Origin of the sequence: Collinsella stercoris DSM 13279, from assembly GCF_020735465.1 — a bacterium.
Classification (GTDB): domain Bacteria; phylum Actinomycetota; class Coriobacteriia; order Coriobacteriales; family Coriobacteriaceae; genus Collinsella; species Collinsella stercoris.
In genome coordinates, this window is sequence record NZ_CP085935.1 from 1,414,660 (window position 1) to 1,437,061 (window position 22,402).

Consider the following 22,402-nt stretch of genomic DNA (forward strand, 5'->3'; position numbering starts at 1 on the left):
CCCCCGAAACAACCTGTTGATGTGCAATAAGAACTGGTCCGAGGGGACTGCGGTGGAGAACTTGGACCAAAGGAGTTCAAGGAGGCCATCGCATGGCATACAGCGAGGAGCAGAGAAGGAGCGCCCTCGAGACATTCATCAGGTTCGACCATAGCCATGCTGACGCAATTGCCGAGCTGGGGTATCCCAACCGGGGGACGCTCAGGGGCTGGTGGAGGGAATACGAGAGGACCGGCGTGGTGCCTGTCCGGAAGTCCGTCTCCGACCCGACATACACCGACGCGATGAAGCGCGCCGCGGTCGACTATTACCTCGGCCATGGCAGGGGCCTGGCACGGACGGCGAGGGCGCTCGGCTATCCCAAGAGCCGCCAGCTGCTCGGCGAGTGGATCGACGAATATGCGCCGGGCCAGAGGAAGCGCAGGGGCCCGGGCCCGGATCGGGGCCCCGTGCCCCTGGAGGGGAAGGTGCAGGTGGTCGCGGAGCTCGAGGCCAGGACGGGCACGGCGGCGGAGGTCGCCGAGCGGAACGGCGTGTCGCGGACCGCGCCTTGCGCATGGCGCAGGGAGATCATGGGCCATAATGGAGGGAGACACCAGGAGAAAGGGCTTCCCGTGGCCAAGGAGATCGACGAGCTTCCCGACGACATCGGGCGGCTGCAGGACATGCCGAGAGAGGCGAAGGCGCGCCTCAGGCAGGTGCAGCTCGAGCTGGACGTGCGCGAGGCGACCCTCGAGATCGTAAAAAAAGACCCGGGCACCGACCCGAACCGGCTGACGAACAGGGAGAAGGCGTCGATGGCGGAGGCGCTGAGGGGGAGGTGGAGCCTCCGGGAGCTGCTGGCCGCCGTAGGCATGGCCAAGAGCAGCTATGAGTACGCGAAGGGGGCCCTGGCCAGGGGCGAGGGCCCGGTGTTTTCTTTCAATAAGAAGTGACCAGAAATATCACCAGGACTTGAACATCCCGATGATCTGTTTCTGCACATCCCGTTCACGGGACATGGCGTCTCTCCGCACATGAGCCGGAGGGCACGGCCATGCCCCACAATTCCTTTCTGGCGGGCAAGACGGCGACGAACGTCCCGCCAGAAGGAGGAAAGGAAAGATGACCGTGTCCCCTGACGTACAACAATGTATCAGACGGATGGATGCCGACGGAGCCGGGCCGACCGAGATGGCGGGGGCCCTCGGCGTGTGCCGCAACAGCGTGTACAAGTATTCGAGGATGGAGGACCTCTCCCCGCAGCCGCCCGTGGCGGAAGGGAGGAAGAGGCCTGCAATCGACAGGTACGCCGGTTTTATCGTCGGCATGCTCGTGGACGACCGCTCCGTCCCCAGGAAGCAGCGCCACAGCGCGCAGAAGATCTTCGACAGGCTCGTCGCCGAGCAGGGCTACGCGGGATCCTATCCGACGGTGTGCCGCTTTGTGAGGGAATGGAAGCTCGCGCGGGAGCAGTCCCCACGCGACGGCTTCCTCGAGCTCGACTGGGCGCCGGGCGCCATGCAGGCCGACTATGGCGCCTTCACCGCCACCGTCGCAGGCGAGAGGCTCGAGCTGAAGCTCCTCGTCGCGACGTTCCCGCATTCGAACGCCCGCTTCTGCATCGCGATGACGTGCGAGAAGGCAGAGTGCTTCTGCGAGGGGCTCGCCGAGATATTCGAGATGGCGGGGCGCGCGCCGCGCCTCGTCGTGCTCGACAACGCCACCGAGGCGGGGCGGATGCTCTTCGGCAGGGTGACGGAGTCCAAGCTCTTCTCCCAGCTCAGGGCCCATTACCGCTTCGAGGCCAGGTTCTGCAACCCCGATTCCGGAAACGAGAAGGGATCGGCGGAGAATGCCGTGGGGTTCCTGCGCCGCAACCTCCTCGTCCCCGTGCCCTCCGTGCCGAGCCTCGACGCGCTGAACTCGATGCTGCTCTCCGGCTGCAGGAGGATCAACGCCGCGGCGGAGAGCAGGCTGCACGGACCTGCGCCCAAGGCCTTCGCCGAGGACCTCGCGGCGATGATGGCCCTTCCGGGCGTGCGCTTCGACTCCGTGAGATGGGTGCATGTCCGCTCGGACAAGAGGGGCTACATACAGCTGGGCGGCGTCTCCTGCTGCGCAGGCCCCGCCTGGCGCAGCCGCGACCTCCTTGCTGGCGCCGGAGCGCGCACGGTCGAGATCATGGACATGCACGGAAGGCATGCGGCATCCCTTCCGAGGTCGTGGAGGCAGGGAGAGCTCGTGAGGAATCCCGCGTCGCTCGTGCCTGCGCCGGTGGCGAGGCCGGGGGCGTTCGGCGAGTCGGTCATACGCAGGGACATGCCGGAAGCGCTCCTCTCCCATATGGACCGGCTGGAGAAGGATGACCTCAGGCGTGCGCCCAGGGCCATGGGGAGGGCATCGGACGCGTCCGGCTTCGATGCCGCGTGCCAGGCCGCGGAGCGCCTCTTCGCAGAGGGCAGGGTCCCGGACGATGCCTCGTGCGACGCGCTTGCGAGGAGGATCGCCTCGGGCGGCGCGGAAGGCGCGGGGGTCGACCTTGCCGCATACGACCGCCTCGCGGGGAAGGGGGGCTCCGATGGGAAGCGGCGCTGAGGCCCTTGCCGAGCGCGTCGCCGCCGCCGGCGCGAGATGCTCGCTCACGAAGTCGCTCCTCGCCGACTGGGGCGTGCGCGGCACGCCGAGGCAGGTAGAATACCTTGCCGAATACCTCGAGGCAGAATGCGCAAGCAGGGATGCCTCGAGGAGGGCATCCCTGCTCAGGAGGTGCGCGCTTCCGCAGGCGAAGACGTCCGACGGCCACGACTGGACATCCGCCTCCTGGCCGGAAGGCTTCGGCCGGGCGGACCTGCCCTCGCTCTCGTTCCTCGAGAGGCGCGAGGGCCTCGTGCTCATGGGCGATGTCGGCGCCGGCAAGACCCACATGCTCGAGGCGATCTGCTCGCTGTGCTGCCAGCAGATGCGCCCTGCAAGGTTCTTCACCGCATCGTCGCTGGTCATGCGCCTGAGGCGCGCACGCGATGCGGGATCGCTCGACCGCGAGCTCGCCCAGCTCGCGAAGGCCGACATCCTGGGGATAGACGAGCTCGGCTTCCTCCCCCTCGACACCGACGGGGCGAGGCTGCTCTTCCAGGTCATATCCGAGAGCCACGAGCGGCAGTCCCTCGTGATCACCACGAACCTCGAGTTCGCGCGCTGGGGCGCCGTCTTCGGGGACGGCCAGATGGCTGCTGCCGTGATAGACCGCATCTGCCATCACGGGAGGCTTCTGAAGTTCAGCGGCGAGTCCCGGCGCATGAGGCATGCCCTCATATCGGGAGATAGCACGCCTGGAGGGCAGCTGGCCTAGCAGTCTCCATGCGGCGCATTCAGGCACAGGAATTGAACACCGGATGTCCGGTTCCCGTGCCTGCAGCGTTCAATTCCTGGTGATATTACCGTTCACTTCTGCTTGACAAAACACACCAGCGTCGGGAATCCCTCGGCGTCCCTGCGGCCGCGCTCGCGGGCCATCTCCTCGCGGCGGCGCTTGACGTAGCGCTGCACGGTGGAGTAGCCGCCCGTGTAGCCCTCCTCGTCGCGAAGCCTCACGTAGACCCTCGTCGCCGTGTGGCGCTGCTTGCGCCAGTTCCTGCAGTCGTCGTCGAGCCAGGAGTCGATCGTCTCCTCGTATGGCGCGAGGACCTCGCTCTCGTGCTCGCGGCGCCTCGGGGGCTCGGGCGACAGGTCCTCCATCCTGGCGCGCTTCCTGACCGTCGGCTCCGACGCGCCGACCGCCCTCGCAATCGAGGCGATCGGCTCGCCGCCCCTTGCCCTCTTGCGTATATCCTCTATCTTGTCCACGCCGATCATTCCCCTCTGGCCCTCCTCGCGTCGCAAACCGAGGCAACGACATTGTTGGGCCGATTGCGGGTGGTCGGCGTGCCCATGCTCAAAGCCGAAAGAATTTCGTGCTCAGGCCCGAAACTTTCCGACGCTCAAACCCGCAACTTCGAGGCCATCAAACACAGCTCAGCCGCCCACGCCCATGGCCCCCTGTGTGCCAGCGCAGGCCGGGAGCGTGGACGGCGGCCGTGGCTGAGCGCCGCCCGCGGAACAGACCCGCGAAGCGGGGCTGTGGAGCGGAAGCGCGAAGACACAGACGACGGCCATGCTCCCGGCCGTCCCCGGGAGACTTGCATGCCGCCCGCTACCCGCATGGCAGGCCCGACCCGCGCCCCACGGCACCCCTGCCCATGGCGCGGGCCAACCCCCGATGAGCCTGCGCTTGCGTGGCTTGTGCGCACGGCCCGGCGGCAGGTAAATTCAATGACAAAGCAGCTCCTTCGCATTCAAGTTGCAATTAGCACACGGTCATGTGGCATTCGGCTAACGTACTACCCAAGAACACCTTCATTTGTTAATTGAACTCAGCCAGTGGCATATGCGGTTGCGAAAACGACCATTTAGCGGCACCATTACCACCGTGAAATTTAAATGCGCTCGCGTGATGAGATGGAGTTGCTATGCCAAAATTACCGCCTAATGAAGTGTTCGAGAGGTATGAGGAAGAGATTGTTACCGACCCTGCATACGCTGGAATGCCTGACCTCTATAAAGCCGATGGAGGCATTCAGTGGGAGGCTCCTTCAAACAGGGGCGCTGGGCAGTTTCAATTCACGCATGATAAGCGACTTGTCTGGTGGAAGAAGAAGGCAGAGGAGGTAGGAATATCTACAAGCGAGGATAAATGGATTAGCAAAGTTGCGAAGCTGATTCACCCCACCAAGCAAAAGCCCTGCAAATGCTGCGGCAGGATAATGGATATCAGGTATTGTTATCTTAGCTCCATCCTAATCAAGAGGATTATGAAACTGCCATATGTTACGGATGAGCTTGAAGTTGATTACTGCACTAACATCCTCGATCTTGTCGTTGAGTTTGAGAGTCTCTACGGCGAAGAACGCCTCAACGATTTGGGGCGTTGCTTGAAATGCAAGGCGGTGCCAGATATACCTTTCTTTGATAGCACTGAGGACTTCATTGAGTGGCTGAACGACTTCTATATCCCTTCCGAACCCAGCTTGCTAAGCCCTGGAGCGATGTCGAATGCTCCAGACAGGCTAGACGGCTTTCACACATACAACAGATGCTGCAGGTCTACTGCTGACAAGGGTCGTTCGAAGAGCAACCTCGCTTCATACTCAACTGACCGCAGGGCTTTTGAGTATTGGGTCGACGGCAATTGGGTCGAAGCAAATATGGCCATGGGACTTTTCCGCAGCGATACAGAAGTGCAGCAAATTCCCTGCATGAATGATGACGGGCAAACGTATCATCCATTGCCTTGTGCAGCCGATCACATCGGACCTATCTCACTCGGCTTTTCTCATAGGCCAGTGTTTCAACCGCTGTGTACACCTTGCAACAGCGCAAAGAACAACAGGATGTATTATTCAGACGTGCAGAAGCTTATAGCCGCAGAGCAAGATGGAGAAGACATCGCATCCTGGTATTGCGCACCCGTCTGGAACCGACTGAAGAACCTTGTGGAAATGCCCGATGACGCTGTGAAGCTCTCACGTGTTCTACGCGACAACCGGCACAATGCCATGATGCTCCTCGAAAGGTTGATGTTGGATGGCCACCTTGTCTTTCTCACGACATTCTTAAATCTGTTATACGCGAATTACGAATACGACATTTCAGATTGGTGGATGGACGACAAGAGCACTGTCTACGTTAACTTCAGCGTAAGGCCATCGACGCTCGAGTACTCGCGAATCAAAAAGGCCCGGAGAATCCGCGTCGCCTTCCAGGCTCTGAATACCTATGCGCAAAAGGAAAACCGTAACGGGCTTCTGGTTGAGTTTGCTGGAGCTAATGCCCTATACGCAGAAATCGAGCGTACGGCCTCTGCGTTCGAGTCGCCCTATTATTACCAGGACCTGAATGAAGCGCTAGCCGAAGAGCTATCGGAGGATTTCTCAGACGCCGAAACACTCAAGAACATCGCTGATGGCTTGCCATGCTCGGACGTATTCGAGGGCGATAGGCAATATCAAGCGGCGAAGCATGCAATCGACGCTTACATGGACGGTGTTGGCAAGCATCTAGCGTCTATGTGGGATGACCCTCGCTACACGCGCACCGACTACGACGACATGTTCTGATAGCGCTCAACGTACGATGCGGGATCCGTTAACCCTCTCATGAGTTTTTGATATTCGCAGGATGGGGCGCAAGCGTATTCCTCGGCGCTTGCGTCCTCACCTGCTGCAACTTCCGGCAAATCGCCTATCGCATCCATAACGGACGGCACCAATGGATAGCTCTCGTCAACACCGGCATTGGTGATTCGCGAGATGCTCTTAGTTCTGACTTCGATACGCGTGATAGGCGCGAGCTCAAACGAATCGACTACATGTTGTGCAGCGCCTAGGACGATAACCCTTTCCCTACGCTGCGGGACTCCATAGTTGGCGCAGTTGACCTTGTTGACTTTGAAGGCCTCAACGTGCTCTCCAAGCTCGGAGAGGATGCGAGGAAAGAACGTGCCCTTCTCGAAGTTCAATATGCCTGCGACGTTCTCGAATATGAATCCGTCTGGTTTGACTTTCGCAAGCACTTTCGTGTACTCCTTGAAAAGCCAGTTGCGTGCATCTTGGATTGAGCGATAGTTGGCCGTCGAAAACCCCTGACAAGGTGGACCGCCGAGGACAAAGAGCGGGGAGTCAGGATTATCCTTCCTAAACTTCGCCGCTGCATCGCAAATTGAATTAAGAATCTCGGGGTCAGAGATGTCACCGCAAATTGTTGCACCGTCAATATTTGCAGCATGCGTCTTAAGGAAATCGGGAACGATGTCATTGGAAACGACCGGTTGCCACCCAGCCCAGACAAAGCCAAGCGCAAGACCGCCTGCACCTGCGAACAGGTCTATGAACGCTCCCTTAATCGGAAGAGCTTTTGCAACCTGATATGCCAAAAGCGGAGGTACAGCGTTGCCTATCTGCTTGGCAACCGACGCCTTTGACCCGAGGAAAACGAAGTCGTCCGGAAACGACTGGATTCTTGCCGCCTCGCGATATGTAAGTGTGCGGTCCTGCGTGTAATGTGTGTTGCAGCCGCAGCCAGGGCGGTTGAAGTTCGTGCTGATCGTATATGCGGGCATATCCCGTGTCAGCCTACCATAGTAGGTTGACCTGCTGCCCTTCCCCTCGGCATACGATCTTCTAATTTGGTCGAGACGCTTCGAGGGAACGCTTTCGGGAATGTTCTTCCAGTTGCCACCCTCTGGCACATAAGAAATGCCCATCATATCGAGCTCGCTGAGCGAAGGGGCGATGTGATTATCAAGCACTTTGCTTCTCCTACAGTTCCATTACAAGTTGTCCATCGGGATTAACGGCTTCTTGCGCGACGCCTAGCTCATCCGGCGACAGGTCGTACGCTTCAGCGACTAAGTCGTCAATGAGCGCCAGCATTGAGCTATCAGATGGGTCGGCAAGAATCTCATCGACAACGACCGACATCTTTTCAAGCAAATCGTCGCTTAGATTCGGATACGGCACCCTCTTTAGCATCCCGGATGATACGTGGTTTGTGGTTAGGACCGTGCGCGCCATGAACTCAAAGACGCTGGAATTCAGCACCCCCAATAGCGCCCTAAGCTTCTTTGGATCAGTGCATGTCGCGACGCCAAGCGAGTTGCCCGCAACATGGCCAGACGAAAGCAGCGTCGCCTTTACGCGCTTTTTCTGAGATACGCGCGAAACGTCCCGCCAAACGACCTTCTCCGACATTGCGGACGGAGGTATAGGCGACTTACTGTCATCGTAGTACCACTTCTCGTTGTCAGAGAGCCGGTAGCATGTGACCATGAAACCCTTTACGAACCGATACGGGCTCCTGTCGCAAAGACGCTCGCTTATCCTAGTCTCGTCAACCTCTCTGCCGAGGGTAATATCGCCGCAGGAACCCAGCGTCGGCATGAGCGACAGCTTCTCTATAAGGCGAATCTCTTCTTCTTTGTAACCAACTGGGATAATCCAGCCGTTGGTCAGGGAGTAATTCCAGAAATGGTCATCCAGTGCATAATCGACCGTTTTCGATTTGAGGTGGCTAACCACTCGACCGGGCTTATCGTTTCTGTTCGCATCAAGAACGAGATAAATTGCGGCCTGGTCGGCACCGGCAAACAGTTTTAGCTCTGCCGGGTAATAGTGAAGACTTCTGAGAGAGAAGTGATCGAGCATTGACCGTCTTAGAACTGCAGAGGATGTATCAGCTGCGAGTGATGACGGCATCACGATCCCGCAGATTCCAGATTCTTTGACGAGCCTCAACGCAAGGGCCAGCCCGAAACGAGAGAGGTTCAACGCGCCTGCGCCGAAAGACTTGCCTCCCTTAACTTCGGGATACCGTTCTGTCAGCAACCGTCCGTAGGCATTGGTTAACGTCTGATACGCTTCGTACTCATCCTTGGTGGCAAAGGCGTTTGCCTTAAGTGATTTCGTCGATGACCAGGGTGGATTGGTAACGCAAATATCGAAAGAACCATAGAGGGCTTGGTCGCAATCAAATGCGTCCATTACTTGGGTGTTAACAACGACTTCAAATGGCGCATCCGTTGCCGCCTCGCAAATCGTTTCCGTAGCCGCATTGATAATCGCTTCGTCTATATCCCAGGCCGTAACAACGACCTCCTTCGGATGGTTGTTTGCGGTTGCGAGCACGGTCAAGAACGCAGCAATTAGACGGCCATCGCCACAGAAGGGGTCGATTACGTTAATGACGGAATCCTGGCGTAGATCAAAGTTCTGCATGATATCGCCAATCATGGCGTCATACACTTGCTTCGGCGTCAAGAACTGGCCTATAGCCTTAGACCGGTTCCTCGGCGTGCAATCAAAACCGCTCGTCATAAAGGCGCAGTAGTCGCGACTCACGCCCGATTCGACCTCGAGCAATCGTTCTTGAGACGCAGCATCTTTTAGACCCGAATATGCGGACACGCCCAGGTACCCAACCCTTCTAGATAGACTCAACACAAGCATTCAATTATGTCACGTCTGCGGAGAGGCCACGACGGCGCTCTCGTGAAAGCAGACGATTGGCACCAACTTCAACGCTAGAAGATAATGACGGCAGGCTGGCAGCTTGCCATTACGACCAAAGCATTTCGGGCTGAGCGAATTCTTTTACGAGCCCCGTATTCAAGGCGCGGTACAGGTATCGCACTGCCGTTGATGAATATGGACGCCATAGCGAGCAAACGACCGCCTGAACTTCCTTGCTGACAATAGGAGCGCCATAGAGCCATTCGAACGCTTGGCGAAGCGCGCCATCCTCTACGGGCAATATATCGGGACGACCAAGATAAAACAGCAAGAACATGTCGCAAGTCCATTTCCCTATGCCGGGGAGCTGAACTAGCGTTTTATAGACATCTTCATCAGGCAACTCGGCTAACGATTCGAGATCGTTGGCTAGTGCATACTCCGCAAGCGTCTTGAGGCTCTGCACCTTACGAAATGACATGCCGCAGCTCTTGATGTTTTCAGCAGGGATGCCAGCTATGCATTCGGGCGTATAGTCGCCATCGCACAGCTCCCGAAGGCGAGATTCGATAGCACGGCCTGCTTTCATCGAAAGCATTTGTTCTATGATCGAATGCGCAAGGCTGTGGAAAGCCGATTCCGGCCGACTGTATTCAAGGTCGCCGATATACTTCATCAGATGACATAGGCGATAGTCTTGCTCGGCGAGAAACGTCACTTCTTTTGAGGTTAGCGAAATAACTGGCATGTTTTTGCTCCTGGCTGCAAGGCTACGCTTCGGTGTTTGCTAGACGCTCGATGAATGCTTTGATGTCAGATTCTCTTTGGTCGGTATTGAGCGTCTGTTTTATGTCATTCAACTTGCTCTGTCTTCTCTGTGAGTAATCAGTTAGGAAATCGGCGTACCTAGCCGCCTTTGCCTGATGCTCTTCTGGAACATCTTCGGCAACCTTGAACGTATCCTGGTCAATGACCGTTTTCTCGTCAGGCGAGGTTACCCACAACAGAAAGTCCGCGTATTGATCTGAAACGGAGAGATCATAGGATCTGCCGCCAACCTCGATCACTATGTTGCCGTTGAAACTGGTCTTTATCATCGTTCATCTCCTACTTGAAAATTGTATTTGTTAAGGCGCATTTTCAGGTATCTCTCGCCTCCGTCAAGAACGTCGGCTATCGACTGCTTGATGTGGCTGTCATTCATTACGCCAGACGTGTAGCTTATTGATCCCTCGTCGTTCTTGCATACAACGACCGTGCGTGCGTCGCCGTTCACAACAACCGGTGCCGAGTGGCTTACCACGAAAAACTGGACATTGAGTTTTAGCTTCTTCAGCCGGTCAATCAGGAAATCCTTGATAGTCGCAACGTCGAGATTATCCTCTGGCTGGTCGAGGACGATGTACACCCATCTGCCTGCAACAACCTCATCGTTCAGGAACAACTTCAAGAGCGCTTGGGCCTTTGTGCCGGGAGACATATCATCTATCGACACATCTTTGAGCGTAATGATTACGCTTAGGCTATCAGAACCGGCAACCTCTTTTTTTACTAGCTCAAAGAACTTGTTGTAGTGCGCAACGACGCCCTGTTTCGCACTTATCTTGACCTTATTGCCGTTGAATTTCTTGTGCATTCTGTCACTGTTACGCTGGCACAAGAATGCCTCGACAAGAGTCTGGTGGTTGCGAGTAGTTGAGCTGCTCAACGGCTCAGCAAACTTCTCGTCAAACGTCGACTCCTCGCTATAGACAAGGTTGATTGATATTCGGTCCACTTCATTCTGCAATTCGACCGGATCAATAGGCTTGTGCATCTTCTCATAGGCTCTTTGTGCCTGTTCGTTCAGGTAGTCCAAAGATAAGCGAAGCTCAAGAAGATCGTCGAGGAATGCAGCGACCTTGGCAGTCTTCTGGCCATACTGCGTAAGAGCCGTCGAACCGCTTGCATTGTTATATTCACCAATCGTGGTTTCGAACAGCGACACGAGTTGGTCACGGCCCTCGAACCACTCCGGATTTACTTCGTTCAAGAGGAGTGATAGGCGGGCGACCCTCTGCCTGAGGTTGGTGAGTTCGCCCTTTATGGCGCTCGCCTCATCATCTAAGGCAACGAACAGCTCCTCGTCTTCGGGATAGCTGCTTTTGAAGGTGATTGAACTCGCTGTTTTCGCCGCAGACGCTAGCGACTCCTCCATGCTCGAAAGCTCCGACCTCGCCTTGTCTATCTTGGGCCAGTCTTTTGCTGGGAAGGTTGGTGTATCGATAGACACACCCGACGGCATTTCCGAATCGAGATGGTCCATACGGATAGAGCCAGACTCGTACTTGGCGCAAAAAGCGAGCAGCAGTTTCTTCTCTAAATCAAGGATTTCGATAAGGCGGCTTTTAGCCTTACCCGACTCCTTTTCTGCATCCGCTTTCAAAGGTGAGACATGTTCGCCCAGAAACGGGATCTCCTCATACTTCCCGTCCCTGTAGATGCACTCTAGTTCGCCCTGACCAAGGTAGAGGCATGACGGGTGGTCTTTCATCGGAACGCCCCCGTGCATCGTGAACTTGACGCTATCCTCGTCCACGAACTTGGCATATGTGTGGAGGCCCTTGCCAGCCAACAGACAAGCTAGCAGCGACTTGCCACTGCCCCGCGAACCGACGATGCCATTGAAGCCTGGAGAGAAAGCCAATTTGAACGTTTGGCGACTTCCGCCGTCACCGTCGGTGAGTATGTCAAATGATACCGACTCCAAGAATGACGCAGTGTTCGTCTGCGGCAATGAAGGGCATTCGTCCGAGGTCTTTATGCGACTTTCCGGATCACTAATCGCAAGCAGCAGTGAATCGAGATCGCCGTCAAAGTCAATCCATGTGAACTTCGACCCTATCTTGTCTGCCGTCAACGCATCGCTGAAAAAGAGAGCAGCGACTGTCGCATGAAGTTCTTTCGCTAAACCATCCGATATGGCTTTTCGGCTCTTCTCGCCACCTTCTACAGCCATAGCATGGCTGTAATAGAAGAGCCTGTCCTTATAAGCTCGATTTGCAAGCAGCGGATTTTTACGGGTACCGTTTGGCAAGTAGTCGGATAGGCTTCTATCCTTGTTCTCGTGCGGTATGAAAAAGTGAGGGATAGACGCCGCCTTTTCCTGGAAGTCTTCAAGGTAGATAGCAATGCCCTCGGTCATCCTGGAGAACTGCTTGCGTGGTAGCGCGCTTAGGCTCTCTTTGGTTAGACCGTCCTCCTCTTTTGCAGCAAGTATTGCGGAAACGAATAGCTCGTCAACAATTGCGGACATCGCCGCAGCCTGTTCCATTGCGAACCAGACTATAGCGTGGAAGTAATCGCCCTTTTCGCCATTGCCGGGAACCAAATGATACGCGTCTATTGTCGACTTCTTGAGCTTGACGTTAATTTCCACGCCACCTATCAGAGTCTTACTCCTCTTGGCCAGAGCTACCTGCAATCTCTCCAACAGCTCGACATCAACGCTGTTGTGATCGGTCACCGCCAAAACATCGAGGTCGCTGTGCAGCACACTCGATGAGAACGTCTTTTCGTCATAGCGTCTGCTGTAGCACGAGCTCGAATGAATGTGCATGTCACACTTCTTGAATGTTCCTTCGGCCAGTCTTAAATCGCCCGTCACAAGCACAACCTTTCGCAACGCAACGCCTCACTTTTACCTTTGCATTTTCTCATGCGAGGTGGACAACAACAACGAGCTCTCCGTTCATGCGCCGACTTTGTGACGCGCTGCGACGATGCCCGTACCGGTAAAGGTGCGGGCATCGTTCGTCTATGCCCGCCTTACGAGACAGGGCTGTGTTAACCCGCCTATGACATGGAAATCTCCGGGTGGAACGGGTGCGGCTGCCGCCAGAGCCCGCGCCGGCTCGTCCGGTATGTCCCCGACCCCATCTGCGCCCGCAGCAGCGAGGCGGCGTCCCCGCCCCGGCGCGCCTCGCGCGCCCGGCAGAACCACGCGAGGCAGTTGGGGAGGCGCCTGGTGGACACGCCCCTGAAGCGGGCGAGGAACGCCTTGAGCGCGGAGTGCAGGGCGTTCACGCGGTTGAGCGGGGCGCGCGGGCCGGAGGAGGCGAACCTCTCGTGGGCCGCCACGCCCATCTCGGTGTTGATGTGCAATAAGAACTGGTCCGAATGAGCGCCGGGATTTGAGCACCGTGCGCATTAAGAATTGAGCATTTTGATCATGAGGGCCGCACCCCAAGAACCAGGGGCGCGGCCCTCGCCGTATTGTTTTTCCGGGCGAAGGCTTTGGACGGACCCGCCCGGAAAGGATGGAGGAGATGACCGTGCCCCTGGATGAAATCAATGATATACGTGAGATGGACGCCGTGGGCGTCCCGCGGGCGGAGATCGCGAGGAGGCTGGGGCTGAGCCGCAACACCGTCGCCAAATACGCCGATATGGCCGACATGTCGCCCGCGGCGCCGGAGCCGAGGTCGAGGGCGCGCCGCGCACTCGGACCCGACGACGCCGCATGGATCGATGCCGTTCTCGAGGCCGATTCGGGCGCACCTCGCAAGCAGCGCCATACCGCGAAGCGCATCTATGACCGGCTGGTCGCGGAGAGGGGCTACAAGGGCTCCTACTCCACGGCGCGACGCCACGTGCGCGAGTGGCGAAACTCTCACCGCCAAGGCGCCGAAGAGGGCTGTCTCGAGCTCGAGTGGGCACCGGGGACCGCGCAGGTCGACTACGGCAACTTCGAGGCCGTGGTGGCCGGAGAGCGCCTCGCGCTCAAGCTGCTCGTCGTCTCGCTGCCGCACCCCGACGCCCGCTACGCCCGGGCCTGCATGTCCCAGCGCTCGGAGTGCATGTGCGAGGGCCTCTCGCGGACCTTCGGGCAGATCGGGCGCGCGCCGGCGGCGCTCGTTCTCGACAACGCCACCGAGGCGGGCCGGATGTCGCGGGGCGAGGTGACGGAGTCCCATCCGTTCTCCCTGTTCCGAGCCCACTACCGGTGCGCGAGCCGCTACCGCGACCCCTACTCCGGCAACGAGAAGGGCTCCGTGGAGAACGCCGTCGGCTTCATCCGGCGCAACCTGCTCGTCCCGGTGCCCTCGGTCGGCGCGCTCGAGGAGCCCGACGGGATGCTCGAAGCCGGCTGCGCGCGGCTCAACGCGGCTTCCTCCTGCCGCGACGGGCGCCCGGTTACAGAGGCGCTCGCCGAGGACCTCGCGGCGATGGCCGCGCTTCCGGCGGACCCCTTCGACGCTGTCAGGTGGGTGCGGGCGCGCGCCGACAAGCGAGGCTACGTGACGGTCGACGGCCGCGAGTACGTGGCCGGGCCGGCCTGGCACTCCCGCGAGCTGTTGGTCGGGGTGCGGGCCTCGACGGTCGAGATCCTGGCCGACCGCGGCAGGCGCGTGGCGCTGCTGCCGCGCGCGTGGGGCGCGGGCGGGCCGGTGCGCAACCCGCTCTCGCTGGTGCCGGCGCTCGTGGCGCGCCCCAGGGCCTTCGGCGAGTCGACCGTCAGGAGCGACATGCCCTCGGGCCTCGTCGAGGCCGTCGACCGCATGGACCCGGCCGGGCGCCGCCAGACGCTGCGCTCGATATCCCGCGCCGCGGAGGTATCCGGCTTCGAGGCCGCCTGCGGGGCGGCGCTGCGCGTCGTCGAGGGCGGACGGGCGCCGGACGACGCGACCGTGGACGTGCTCGCCAGGAGGATCGCCGCCGGCGGCGCGGAAGCCGAGGGCGGTGCCGATCTCGGCGTCTACGACGGGTTCCTGAGGGGAGGCGCGCGCCATGCCGGTTAGCGACGGGCTCGCGCGCAGGGTGGTCGATGCGGGCAGGCGCTGCTCGCTCACCACCTCGGTGCTCGAGGAATGGGCGCGACGGGGCACGCCCAAGCAGATCGAGTACCTGGCGGGCTACCTCGAGGCGGAGCGCGACAGCCGCGACGCCTCCAGGCGCGCCCAGCCGCTCGGGCGCTGCGGGCTCCCGGCGCCCAAGACCTTCGACGGCTACGACTGGTCGGCGGTGTCGTGGCCCGACGGCCTCGGCCGAGAGGACCTGCTTTCGCTCTCGTTCCTCGAGCGCCGGGAGGACCTCGTGCTCATGGGAGACGTCGGCACGGGTAAGACCCACATGGCGAGCGCCCTGTGCCGGCTGGCCTGCGACAGGCGCCCGGGGGCCCGTTTCTTCACCGCGTCGTCGCTGGTGATGCGCCTTCGCCGCGCCCGCGACGAAGGAAGGCTCGACCGCGAGGCCGCGCAGATCGGCCGCGCGGCCCTGCTCGTCATCGACGAACTCGGCTTCCTGCCGCTCGATGCCGACGGGGCGCGGCTCGTGTTCCAGGTCTTCGCCGACGCCTACGAGCGCCAGTCGGTGGTGATCACGACGAACCTGGAGTTCTCCCGCTGGGGATCGGTCTTCGGGGACGACCAGATGGCGGCTGCGGTCATCGACCGCATCGTGCATCACGGCAGGCTCGTGCAGTTCAAAGGAGAGTCGTACCGCGTACGCCACGCACTCATGTAGGGCGGGCTGCTCAAAAATGGCGCGCACATTCCGTGCGCGCCCTGCTCAGATTTTACTGCCCATTCTGCTCAAATCTACTTGACGAAACACACTCGGCCAGGGCGCGCACGTAGCCGCGCTGGCGGTCGGTGGAGACCACCGCCCCCTCCAGCGCGCGGCCCGCCATGGCGCGCCGGGCGTCGGCGACCCCCATCTTGCCGCGGCAGGCCGCCACGGCCATCGCGCCGCCCCTCGCGTCGACCATGGTGAGCACGCCGACCTTGTCCGAGCTCACGCCGGCAGCGGCCCCGTCGCCCCCGCGCCGGCGTGCGGGGCGGGGCATGGAAAACCCGCCGACCTCGAGTGGTTGCCCGAAAGCGAGTCGGGCACGAGCGCCTCGTCGGCCTCCACCGGGCAGCCCGGGCCCGCCTCGAAGGCCGGCAGCATCGACGCCATCACCTCGCAGAGGCGGTGGCGCATCGAGAAGCCGGTCTTGAGCGAGACGCCGCACGCGGCGGCGGCGTCGCGCAGCGTGGCGCCCGCGAGCATCGCCTCGGCGTAGCGCGCCCAGGTCGCCGCGGGCAGCCTGGTGGTGCCGAGCACCCGCCCCGTCGACGCCCGGAAGCTGCGGCCGCACCCGCGGCAGAGCCTCCTTTGCGCCCCGTCGGCGTCGCGGCCCCTCCTGACGGTGCGGGGGCACCCGCATCTGGGGCACGCCTCCGGAGGCTCCTCCTCCGCGCCCGCCGGCATCTCGCCGGCGACCGCCTCGAGCAGCAGCCCCAGCATCTCCTCGCGCTCCTCGGGGCGCATCGCCCTCACGATCGCCCCGTATCCGAACCTGTCCTCCACGCCGCCTCCGATCGCCCGATTACTGACGATCAGAGGTTACGGCCCCGTGGGGACAGAAGATGTAATTAGCGGGTTAACACAGCCTACCGAAAAAAATCCCTTCTGCCCCATCCTCAAAGTCGTATCAAGAAAGCACCTTACATATGCCTTATGTTCCACCGCTGTAAGGAACAATGGGCTCAATCTGAGATATGTTCCAGAAAAGTACATGGATTATCAAATGGCCCTATTGGCCGTCTCGGAAAATGGCGAAGCACTACTCGATGTCCCTCCGGCCCTCTTATCGGGTGCAGAGGGATATGAATTGTGCTTGAAAGCTGTTCAGAACGACGTTTCTGGATTCATTTTATCTAGAGTTCCAAAATGTTATTTGACAGGAGATAGAGGGAAAGCCCTGTGCAAGGCAGCTGTAGTTTTTAACGGCCATGCCATCAAATATGTGCCGAAACGAATGCTATCAAAAACCCTTGTAAGCTGCGCCTTAGAAAAACCTGCGCCGACAAGAGAATACCGCGACTTTTGTGGCACCCCCATACACCAAGGTCCGGACGGTAATCAATTCACCTCGCCATTATCGTTTATTCCAAAACGATTCATATCAAGGGAAATAGTTGAAATGGCGGTAAGGTCATACCCTATATCCCTACAAGATGCGTCCAGCGAATTCATCTCCAAGGAGCTTTGCATGTGGGCGCTTGACCAAGATCCCATGAATTTGGAGTACATTCCAAGCCCTGATAGCCCCCTCATAGAATACGCCATAGATAAAAAAACCCCAAGTGATAATGAAGATCCCTGCCCCCTGTTGAGCATCGGACTATGTCGTAGAGCTCTTCAAAGGAACCCAGAGTTACACATCGATACACTTCCGAGTCAAATTCAAGAACAACTAAAAGCCGAAGGGTTGATAGCATCTCCAGATTCAATCATAACCATAACCCCCATTAAGAGCGCCATCCCTTACTGCAAAGATAAGACTCTCTTCCGAATTCCCAAGACCATCTCCAAAGACTCGCACTTCATATACGATCTAACCGAAGGAGATGGGCCTGCGCGAACCCTGTATTACATCACCGATCTTCACCTTGAATTCCAGATTGAGAAAGCAGGGAAAAACGGCAATTCAGAACATGATGTTGCCTATGAAGCTCACAACTATACTGAAGATGACATAAGGAAACGCATCAAGCGGAAACTGAAAACACTCGTCAATAGCGCAGACAATCAATATGACATGCTACTCATAGGTGGCGATGTCGCAAACAGCATCGAATTGGAATCTATATTCTATGAAGAGCTCACCAGCCATGATGGATGGAAGGGCGAAATCGTCTGCATCCTCGGCAATCATGAGTTGATTGCCGACGGAACAAAAACATGTTCCCCTCGAAAATGCACGGCCGGAGAATCCATAGATGAGATCGTATCGGCATACCGCAAGGCGATTGGTCCGAGAGCAACGTTGCTGGAAAACCAACTATATATGCTGTACAAAGGCAGAAAACGAGTCGTTCTTGACGAAGCCGACATCATCAACTCGAGTGTTGATGAGTTAACCGAAGCGTGCAATATGTCCTCGATGCTCATATTGGGAGGCATTGGTTTCTCGGGACTGAACCCCATCTACAATGCCAATTCGATTTTGTATAACAGCTCCATGACCTTAGAGGAGGACGTCGCTCGCTCTAAGCGATTTCGAGCAGTGTATGAGAAAGTATTAACCTGTGCAGAAAACCTCCGTGTCATCGTTCTCACGCATACCCAAATGGCCGATTGGTCCACCGATGCATATAACCCAAAAGGGATCTACGTGAATGGGCACACGCATCAGAATACGTTGCTGCTTGACAAATCAGGCGTTATATTGTCGGATAATCAAATTGGATATGCGCCCAGACCATGGAAACTCAAAGGGTTCAACCTTGACATCAGGAGAGTTGACATTTTTGCATCCTATCCCGATGGAGCGCATCAAATCGGGCACGACCAATATATTGAGTTCAATAGATGCATGGGTATCTCCGTACAAAGCTGTAAATATCCGGGTGAAATATATGCCCTGAAGCGCTGCGGCTACTACATGTTCATATTAAAGGACGGCGAGAGGCTTTACCTACTTGTGGGAGGACGGAGAAATAAGCTCACCCATGAAATTGATTACTATTTTGAACATCTACCGGTATATGTGGATCGCGTTCAGGGCGCTTTCGGCCCATACCAAAATGCCCTGCATATGATTGCCGATGAGGTTAAACAATTTGGCGGTAGTGGAACAGAACATGGATGCATCGTTGACATTGACTATTTCAATCACATCTATTTGAACCCCTTCGACGGCAAACTCACACCTTACTTCGCATGGGATATGGATAACAAAATCACGTTTAAAACAGTGGGGCAGCTGCTCAACGGTTCTCCCTTTTTACTCCAAGAGAGCTCCATGCTCGAACGCTACAAAAAACTGTCGAAGCGCAGAGCTCTTCCGATGCTGAGCGGACACGATAACGATAACGAGGGGATGGCCACCATACCTTCATTGGTCTTAGATAGGGCAATCTACAAACCTTCGAGAATCATGCGGTCGATTCAATACCTGTTCGATCAAAACATCATCAGGCTGTGGAGGGACGAAATCCTGTCTTTCGACCCCTCAATTGCCAATACGCAGCTAATTTACGCGATAGAGCAAGCGGAACAGGAATGCAATGAAACATCCGGAAACTACTAACGTAACCGAATAAGCACCAATCAATCTCTTACTCCACCAACAAGCATTCCAGAATACTGGATTTGCCCGTTCAGAAAGGTCATTGGGTACCAACATCATTTACTGGGTACCAAATGGGTACAGACTATCGATAGCCGCACAATCATATTCTGGCACACATGCAACTCCGCATGAGTCCACCACTCTCGCCAAACAACGAAGATTGCGTCAAAATAGCAATGTGGCAATATACAAATATAGTGTTTTAACTGCTGTTTTGATACTTCAGTAATACTCTGGCTTACATTTTAAAAAGCCTCACGAACGAGAAGGGGGCGCATCATCAAGTAAGATAGTGCGCCCCTGATACTACAACGTTTTTCTTCGTATATTATTCCCACTCGATGGTCGCCGGTGGCTTGCTCGTGATGTCGTACGCCACGCGGTTGATGCCGGGGACCTCGGCCACGATGCGGCCGGAGATGCGCGCGAGCACCTCGTAGGGTAGGCGCGCCCAGTCGGCGGTCATGGCGTCGCTGGACTCCACGGCGCGCAGGATCACGGGGCGGGCGTAGGTGCGCTCGTCGCCCATCACGCCCACGGACTTGATGTCGGGCAGCACGCAGAAGTACTGCCAGCAGGCGTGCTCGCTGTTGCGCTCGCCGGTCTGCTCGAACAGGCGGGCGTTGTAGGCGTCCAACTCCTCGCGCACGATGGCGTCGGCGTTCTTCAGGATCTCGAGCTTCTCGGGGCTCACCGCGCCGATGATGCGGATGGCCAGACCCGGACCCGGGAACGGCTGGCGGTACACGATGTGCTCGGGCAACCCCAGCGCCAGGCCGAGCTCGCGAACCTCGTCCTTGAAGAAGTGGTCGAGCGGCTCGATGAGGTCGAAGTGCACGCCCTCGGGGAACGGGATGAGGTTGTGGTGGCTCTTGATGGTGGCCGTCTTGCCGCCGGTCTTGCGCGCGCCGCTCTCGATGATGTCGGGGTAGATGGTGCCCTGCGCTAGGTACTTCACCGGGCGGCCGTCGGTCTCCAGGTCCTTCGCCACGGCGAAGAACTCGTTCCAGAACTGCGTGCCGATGATGCGGCGCTTCTCCTCGGGGTCGGTCACACCGTCGAGCAGCGCAGCGTAGCGCTCCTCGGCATGCACGTGCACGAAGTCGACGTCGAACTGCTTGGTAAAGACTTCCTCGACCTGCTCGGGCTCACTCTTGCGCAACAGACCGTGATTGATGAACACACAGGTCATCTGGCGTCCCACCGCGCGGGCGCCGAGGGCTGCGACCACGGAGGAGTCCACGCCGCCGGACAGCGCCAGGATCACGCGGTCCTCGCCCACAGCGGCGCGGAACTCGCCCACCATAGTCTCGACCAGGTTGTCCATGGTCCAGCTCGCCTCGAGGCCGCAGATGTCGAACAGGAAGTTGCGCAGCAGCTGTTGACCATACTCGGTGTGCTTGACCTCGGGGTGGAACTGCGTGGTGTAGATGCGACGCTCGGCGTTCTCCATCGCCGCCACGGGGCACACGGAGGTGCTCGCCGTCACGGCAAAGCCCTCGGGCACGCGGCTCACGGCGTCGCGATGGCTCATCCACACGGTCTGCTCGAGCGGAGTGGCGTTGAACAGCGCGCTCTCACGATCGCGCTCGATGGTCGCGGGGCCGTACTCGCCGATCTCGGAATGACCCACCTCGCCGCCGAGCGTCACGGCGGTCACCTGATGACCGTAGCAAAAGCCCAAAATGGGCAGGCCCAAGTCGTAAATCGCAGGATCGACCGTGGGCGCGTCCTCGGCGTACACGGACGCGGGGCCGCCGGAGAGGATGAGCGCGGAAGGCGCCATCTCGCGCACCTCGTCGGCCGTGATGTCGCACGGGACGATCTCGGAATACACATGCAGATCGCGCACGCGACGGGCGATGAGCTGCGCATACTGTGCGCCGAAGTCGAAGACCAGCACCTTCTGCGCGGTCTGGCCGGACGTATTCTGGGACATGAACCCTCCCAACTGAACCGCCACCACGGACGGCACCATGTACATACGTAATTGGTTTATCATACTCGCCATGCTGCCCATACGCAGAATTCCTACAGCATTTTATCGAGGGCGAACCGCAAGCGAAACGAACCCAAATAGCTACAATAGTCCCCGTACGCTTTGCACCCTATCGAACGTGAGTCCCCATGAAACGCATCCTCCTCATCGCAACCGGCGGCACTATCGCATCGGCCGAGGACGGTAACGGGCTCTCCCCCGCCCTCACCGGCGAGGAGCTCGCCCGCAGCGTTCCCGAGATCGAGGGTCTTTGCGAACTCGACATCGTGCAGCCCATGAACATCGACAGCACCAACATGCGCCCGGCCGACTGGTTGCGCATCGCCCAGGTCATCCGCGAGGGCTACGACGACCACGACGGTTTTGTGGTCATGCACGGCACCGACACCATGGCCTACACCGCGGCGGCGCTCTCCTACCTTATCCAGGACAGCCCCAAGCCCATCGTCCTCACCGGCTCACAGCAGCCCATGGGCAATCCCTTTACCGACGCCAAGATCAACCTGTACCAGAGCCTCGTGTACGCGGCAGACGACCGCTCGCGCGACGCATCGATCGTCTTTGGCGGCTATGCCATCGCGGGCACGCGCGCCCGTAAGCAGCGCACCATGAGCTTCAACGCCTTTGCCAGCGTGAATTACCCCGTGCTCGCCTATTTGCGCCAGAACAAAATCATTCGCAGCGGCTCCGTTGCCGTGGCGGCAGGGCTAGCCGAGGCAGAGACCGGCGTATGCCAAACGTGTGTAGCCGAGGACGCCAAGGCGCCCTACTGCGAGGAAACCGAATCCGTCGGCTGTGAAACCGCCGAGCGCTCCAATCACGCATCCGCCAAAGTGGGCTTCACACGGCCCCGCTTCTTCTCTGCGGTAAACGATCGCGTTTGCGTGCTCAAGCTCACGCCGGGTCTCACGCCTGATATCTTCCGCCTGCTCAAACCCGACTACGACGCCGTGATTCTCGAAACCTTCGGCATGGGCGGTGTGCCCGAGCTGGGCGCCGACGGCGCCTCCTACCAAGAGGCCATCTTTGACTGGGTCGACTCGGGGCGCACCGTGGTCATGACCACGCAGGTGCCCGAAGAGGGCCTTGACCTGGGCGTGTACGAAGTGGGCCGCGCTTACGCCGAGCATCCCGGCATCCTCAAGGGCGGCGATATGACCACCGAGGCCCTCGTGGCCAAGACCATGTGGGCCCTCGGTCAGACGCGCGACCCCCACGAGCTGCAAAGTCTGTTCTACCAGACCATCAATCACGACCGCGTGGATGAGTGGTAGGCAG

Annotated in this window: 18 protein-coding genes; 8 read left to right on the forward strand and 10 right to left on the reverse strand. The window is 58.6% G+C overall.

Annotated features, from left to right (window positions below; translation table 11 throughout):
- Positions 1–92: 92 nt before the first annotated feature.
- From LK434_RS06075 to istB (LK434_RS06085), 3 genes are all read left to right on the forward strand, one after another.
- Complete coding sequence (locus LK434_RS06075; protein ID WP_227917663.1) at positions 93–935, forward strand: hypothetical protein; 843 nt, start codon at positions 93–95, stop codon at positions 933–935.
- Positions 936–1,104: 169 nt separating this feature from the next.
- Positions 1,105–2,577, forward strand: coding sequence for an IS21 family transposase (istA, locus tag LK434_RS06080; protein WP_227917664.1), 1,473 nt, complete (start codon positions 1,105–1,107; stop codon positions 2,575–2,577).
- Positions 2,561–3,331, forward strand: a complete 771-nt coding sequence (gene istB, locus LK434_RS06085) for an IS21-like element helper ATPase IstB (RefSeq protein ID WP_227917665.1) — start codon at positions 2,561–2,563, stop codon at positions 3,329–3,331. Before istA (LK434_RS06080) ends, istB (LK434_RS06085) begins: the two co-directional genes overlap by 17 nt.
- Before the next feature lie 92 nt (positions 3,332–3,423).
- On the opposite strand, the gene LK434_RS06090 is transcribed toward istB (LK434_RS06085), so the two are convergent.
- Entirely contained in the window at positions 3,424–3,834 is a 411-nt protein-coding gene (locus tag LK434_RS06090) for a hypothetical protein (RefSeq protein ID WP_006720079.1), read from the reverse strand.
- 653 nt (positions 3,835–4,487) lie between these two features.
- Between LK434_RS06090 and LK434_RS06095 the strand changes: the two genes are divergently transcribed.
- Complete coding sequence (locus LK434_RS06095; RefSeq protein WP_050754941.1) at positions 4,488–6,134, forward strand: Alw26I/Eco31I/Esp3I family type II restriction endonuclease; 1,647 nt, start codon at positions 4,488–4,490, stop codon at positions 6,132–6,134.
- Here LK434_RS06095 and dcm read toward each other — a convergent pair.
- From dcm to LK434_RS06125, 6 genes are all read right to left on the reverse strand, one after another.
- Complete coding sequence (dcm, locus tag LK434_RS06100; RefSeq protein ID WP_006720076.1) at positions 6,116–7,324, reverse strand: DNA (cytosine-5-)-methyltransferase; 1,209 nt, start codon at positions 7,322–7,324, stop codon at positions 6,116–6,118. The two genes, LK434_RS06095 and dcm, sit on opposite strands and share 19 nt — an antisense overlap.
- Positions 7,325–7,334: 10 nt before the next feature.
- Positions 7,335–8,912 carry an N-6 DNA methylase gene (locus LK434_RS06105; RefSeq protein ID WP_187371191.1) on the reverse strand — a complete coding sequence of 526 codons (1,578 nt, stop codon included), beginning with the start codon at positions 8,910–8,912 and terminating at the stop codon, positions 7,335–7,337.
- 217 nt (positions 8,913–9,129) lie between these two features.
- Positions 9,130–9,771 (reverse strand): DNA-3-methyladenine glycosylase family protein, encoded by a 642-nt coding sequence (locus LK434_RS06110; RefSeq protein ID WP_040360507.1) that lies wholly within the window; start codon positions 9,769–9,771, stop codon positions 9,130–9,132.
- Positions 9,772–9,793: 22 nt separating this feature from the next.
- Positions 9,794–10,120, reverse strand: a complete 327-nt coding sequence (locus LK434_RS06115; RefSeq protein ID WP_006720073.1) for a hypothetical protein — start codon at positions 10,118–10,120, stop codon at positions 9,794–9,796.
- Positions 10,117–12,621, reverse strand: a complete 2,505-nt coding sequence (locus tag LK434_RS06120; RefSeq protein WP_006720072.1) for a hypothetical protein — start codon at positions 12,619–12,621, stop codon at positions 10,117–10,119. The genes LK434_RS06115 and LK434_RS06120 overlap by 4 nt, the downstream gene beginning before the upstream one ends.
- A gap of 236 nt (positions 12,622–12,857) precedes the next feature.
- The gene (locus tag LK434_RS06125; RefSeq protein ID WP_227917666.1) at positions 12,858–13,166 is read right to left on the reverse strand and encodes a hypothetical protein; all 309 of its coding nucleotides are present in this window, start codon (positions 13,164–13,166) and stop codon (positions 12,858–12,860) included.
- Positions 13,167–13,336: 170 nt separating this feature from the next.
- Here LK434_RS06125 and istA (LK434_RS06130) point away from each other — a divergent pair, with 170 nt between their 5' ends.
- Both istA (LK434_RS06130) and istB (LK434_RS06135) read left to right on the forward strand, forming a co-directional pair.
- Positions 13,337–14,803 (forward strand): IS21 family transposase, encoded by a 1,467-nt coding sequence (gene istA, locus LK434_RS06130; RefSeq protein WP_227917667.1) that lies wholly within the window; start codon positions 13,337–13,339, stop codon positions 14,801–14,803.
- Positions 14,793–15,527, forward strand: coding sequence for an IS21-like element helper ATPase IstB (istB, locus tag LK434_RS06135; protein ID WP_006720070.1), 735 nt, complete (start codon positions 14,793–14,795; stop codon positions 15,525–15,527). Before istA (LK434_RS06130) ends, istB (LK434_RS06135) begins: the two co-directional genes overlap by 11 nt.
- Before the next feature lie 52 nt (positions 15,528–15,579).
- On the opposite strand, the gene LK434_RS06140 is transcribed toward istB (LK434_RS06135), so the two are convergent.
- Positions 15,580–15,849 (reverse strand): hypothetical protein, encoded by a 270-nt coding sequence (locus LK434_RS06140; RefSeq protein ID WP_227917668.1) that lies wholly within the window; start codon positions 15,847–15,849, stop codon positions 15,580–15,582.
- Positions 15,798–16,355, reverse strand: a complete 558-nt coding sequence (locus tag LK434_RS06145; protein ID WP_227917669.1) for an IS1/IS1595 family N-terminal zinc-binding domain-containing protein — start codon at positions 16,353–16,355, stop codon at positions 15,798–15,800. The genes LK434_RS06140 and LK434_RS06145 overlap by 52 nt, the downstream gene beginning before the upstream one ends.
- Positions 16,356–16,401: 46 nt before the next feature.
- On the opposite strand from LK434_RS06145, the gene LK434_RS06150 reads away from it, so the two are divergent.
- Positions 16,402–19,083 carry a DUF4116 domain-containing protein gene (locus tag LK434_RS06150; RefSeq protein WP_227917670.1) on the forward strand — a complete coding sequence of 894 codons (2,682 nt, stop codon included), beginning with the start codon at positions 16,402–16,404 and terminating at the stop codon, positions 19,081–19,083.
- A gap of 370 nt (positions 19,084–19,453) precedes the next feature.
- On the opposite strand, the gene guaA is transcribed toward LK434_RS06150, so the two are convergent.
- Positions 19,454–21,064, reverse strand: coding sequence for a glutamine-hydrolyzing GMP synthase (guaA, locus tag LK434_RS06155; protein ID WP_040360659.1), 1,611 nt, complete (start codon positions 21,062–21,064; stop codon positions 19,454–19,456).
- Between the two features lie 188 nt (positions 21,065–21,252).
- Between guaA and LK434_RS06160 the strand changes: the two genes are divergently transcribed.
- A complete protein-coding gene (locus LK434_RS06160) occupies positions 21,253–22,398 on the forward strand; it encodes an asparaginase (protein ID WP_006720065.1) in 1,146 nt (381 codons plus the stop codon).
- Positions 22,399–22,402: the final 4 nt, after the last annotated feature.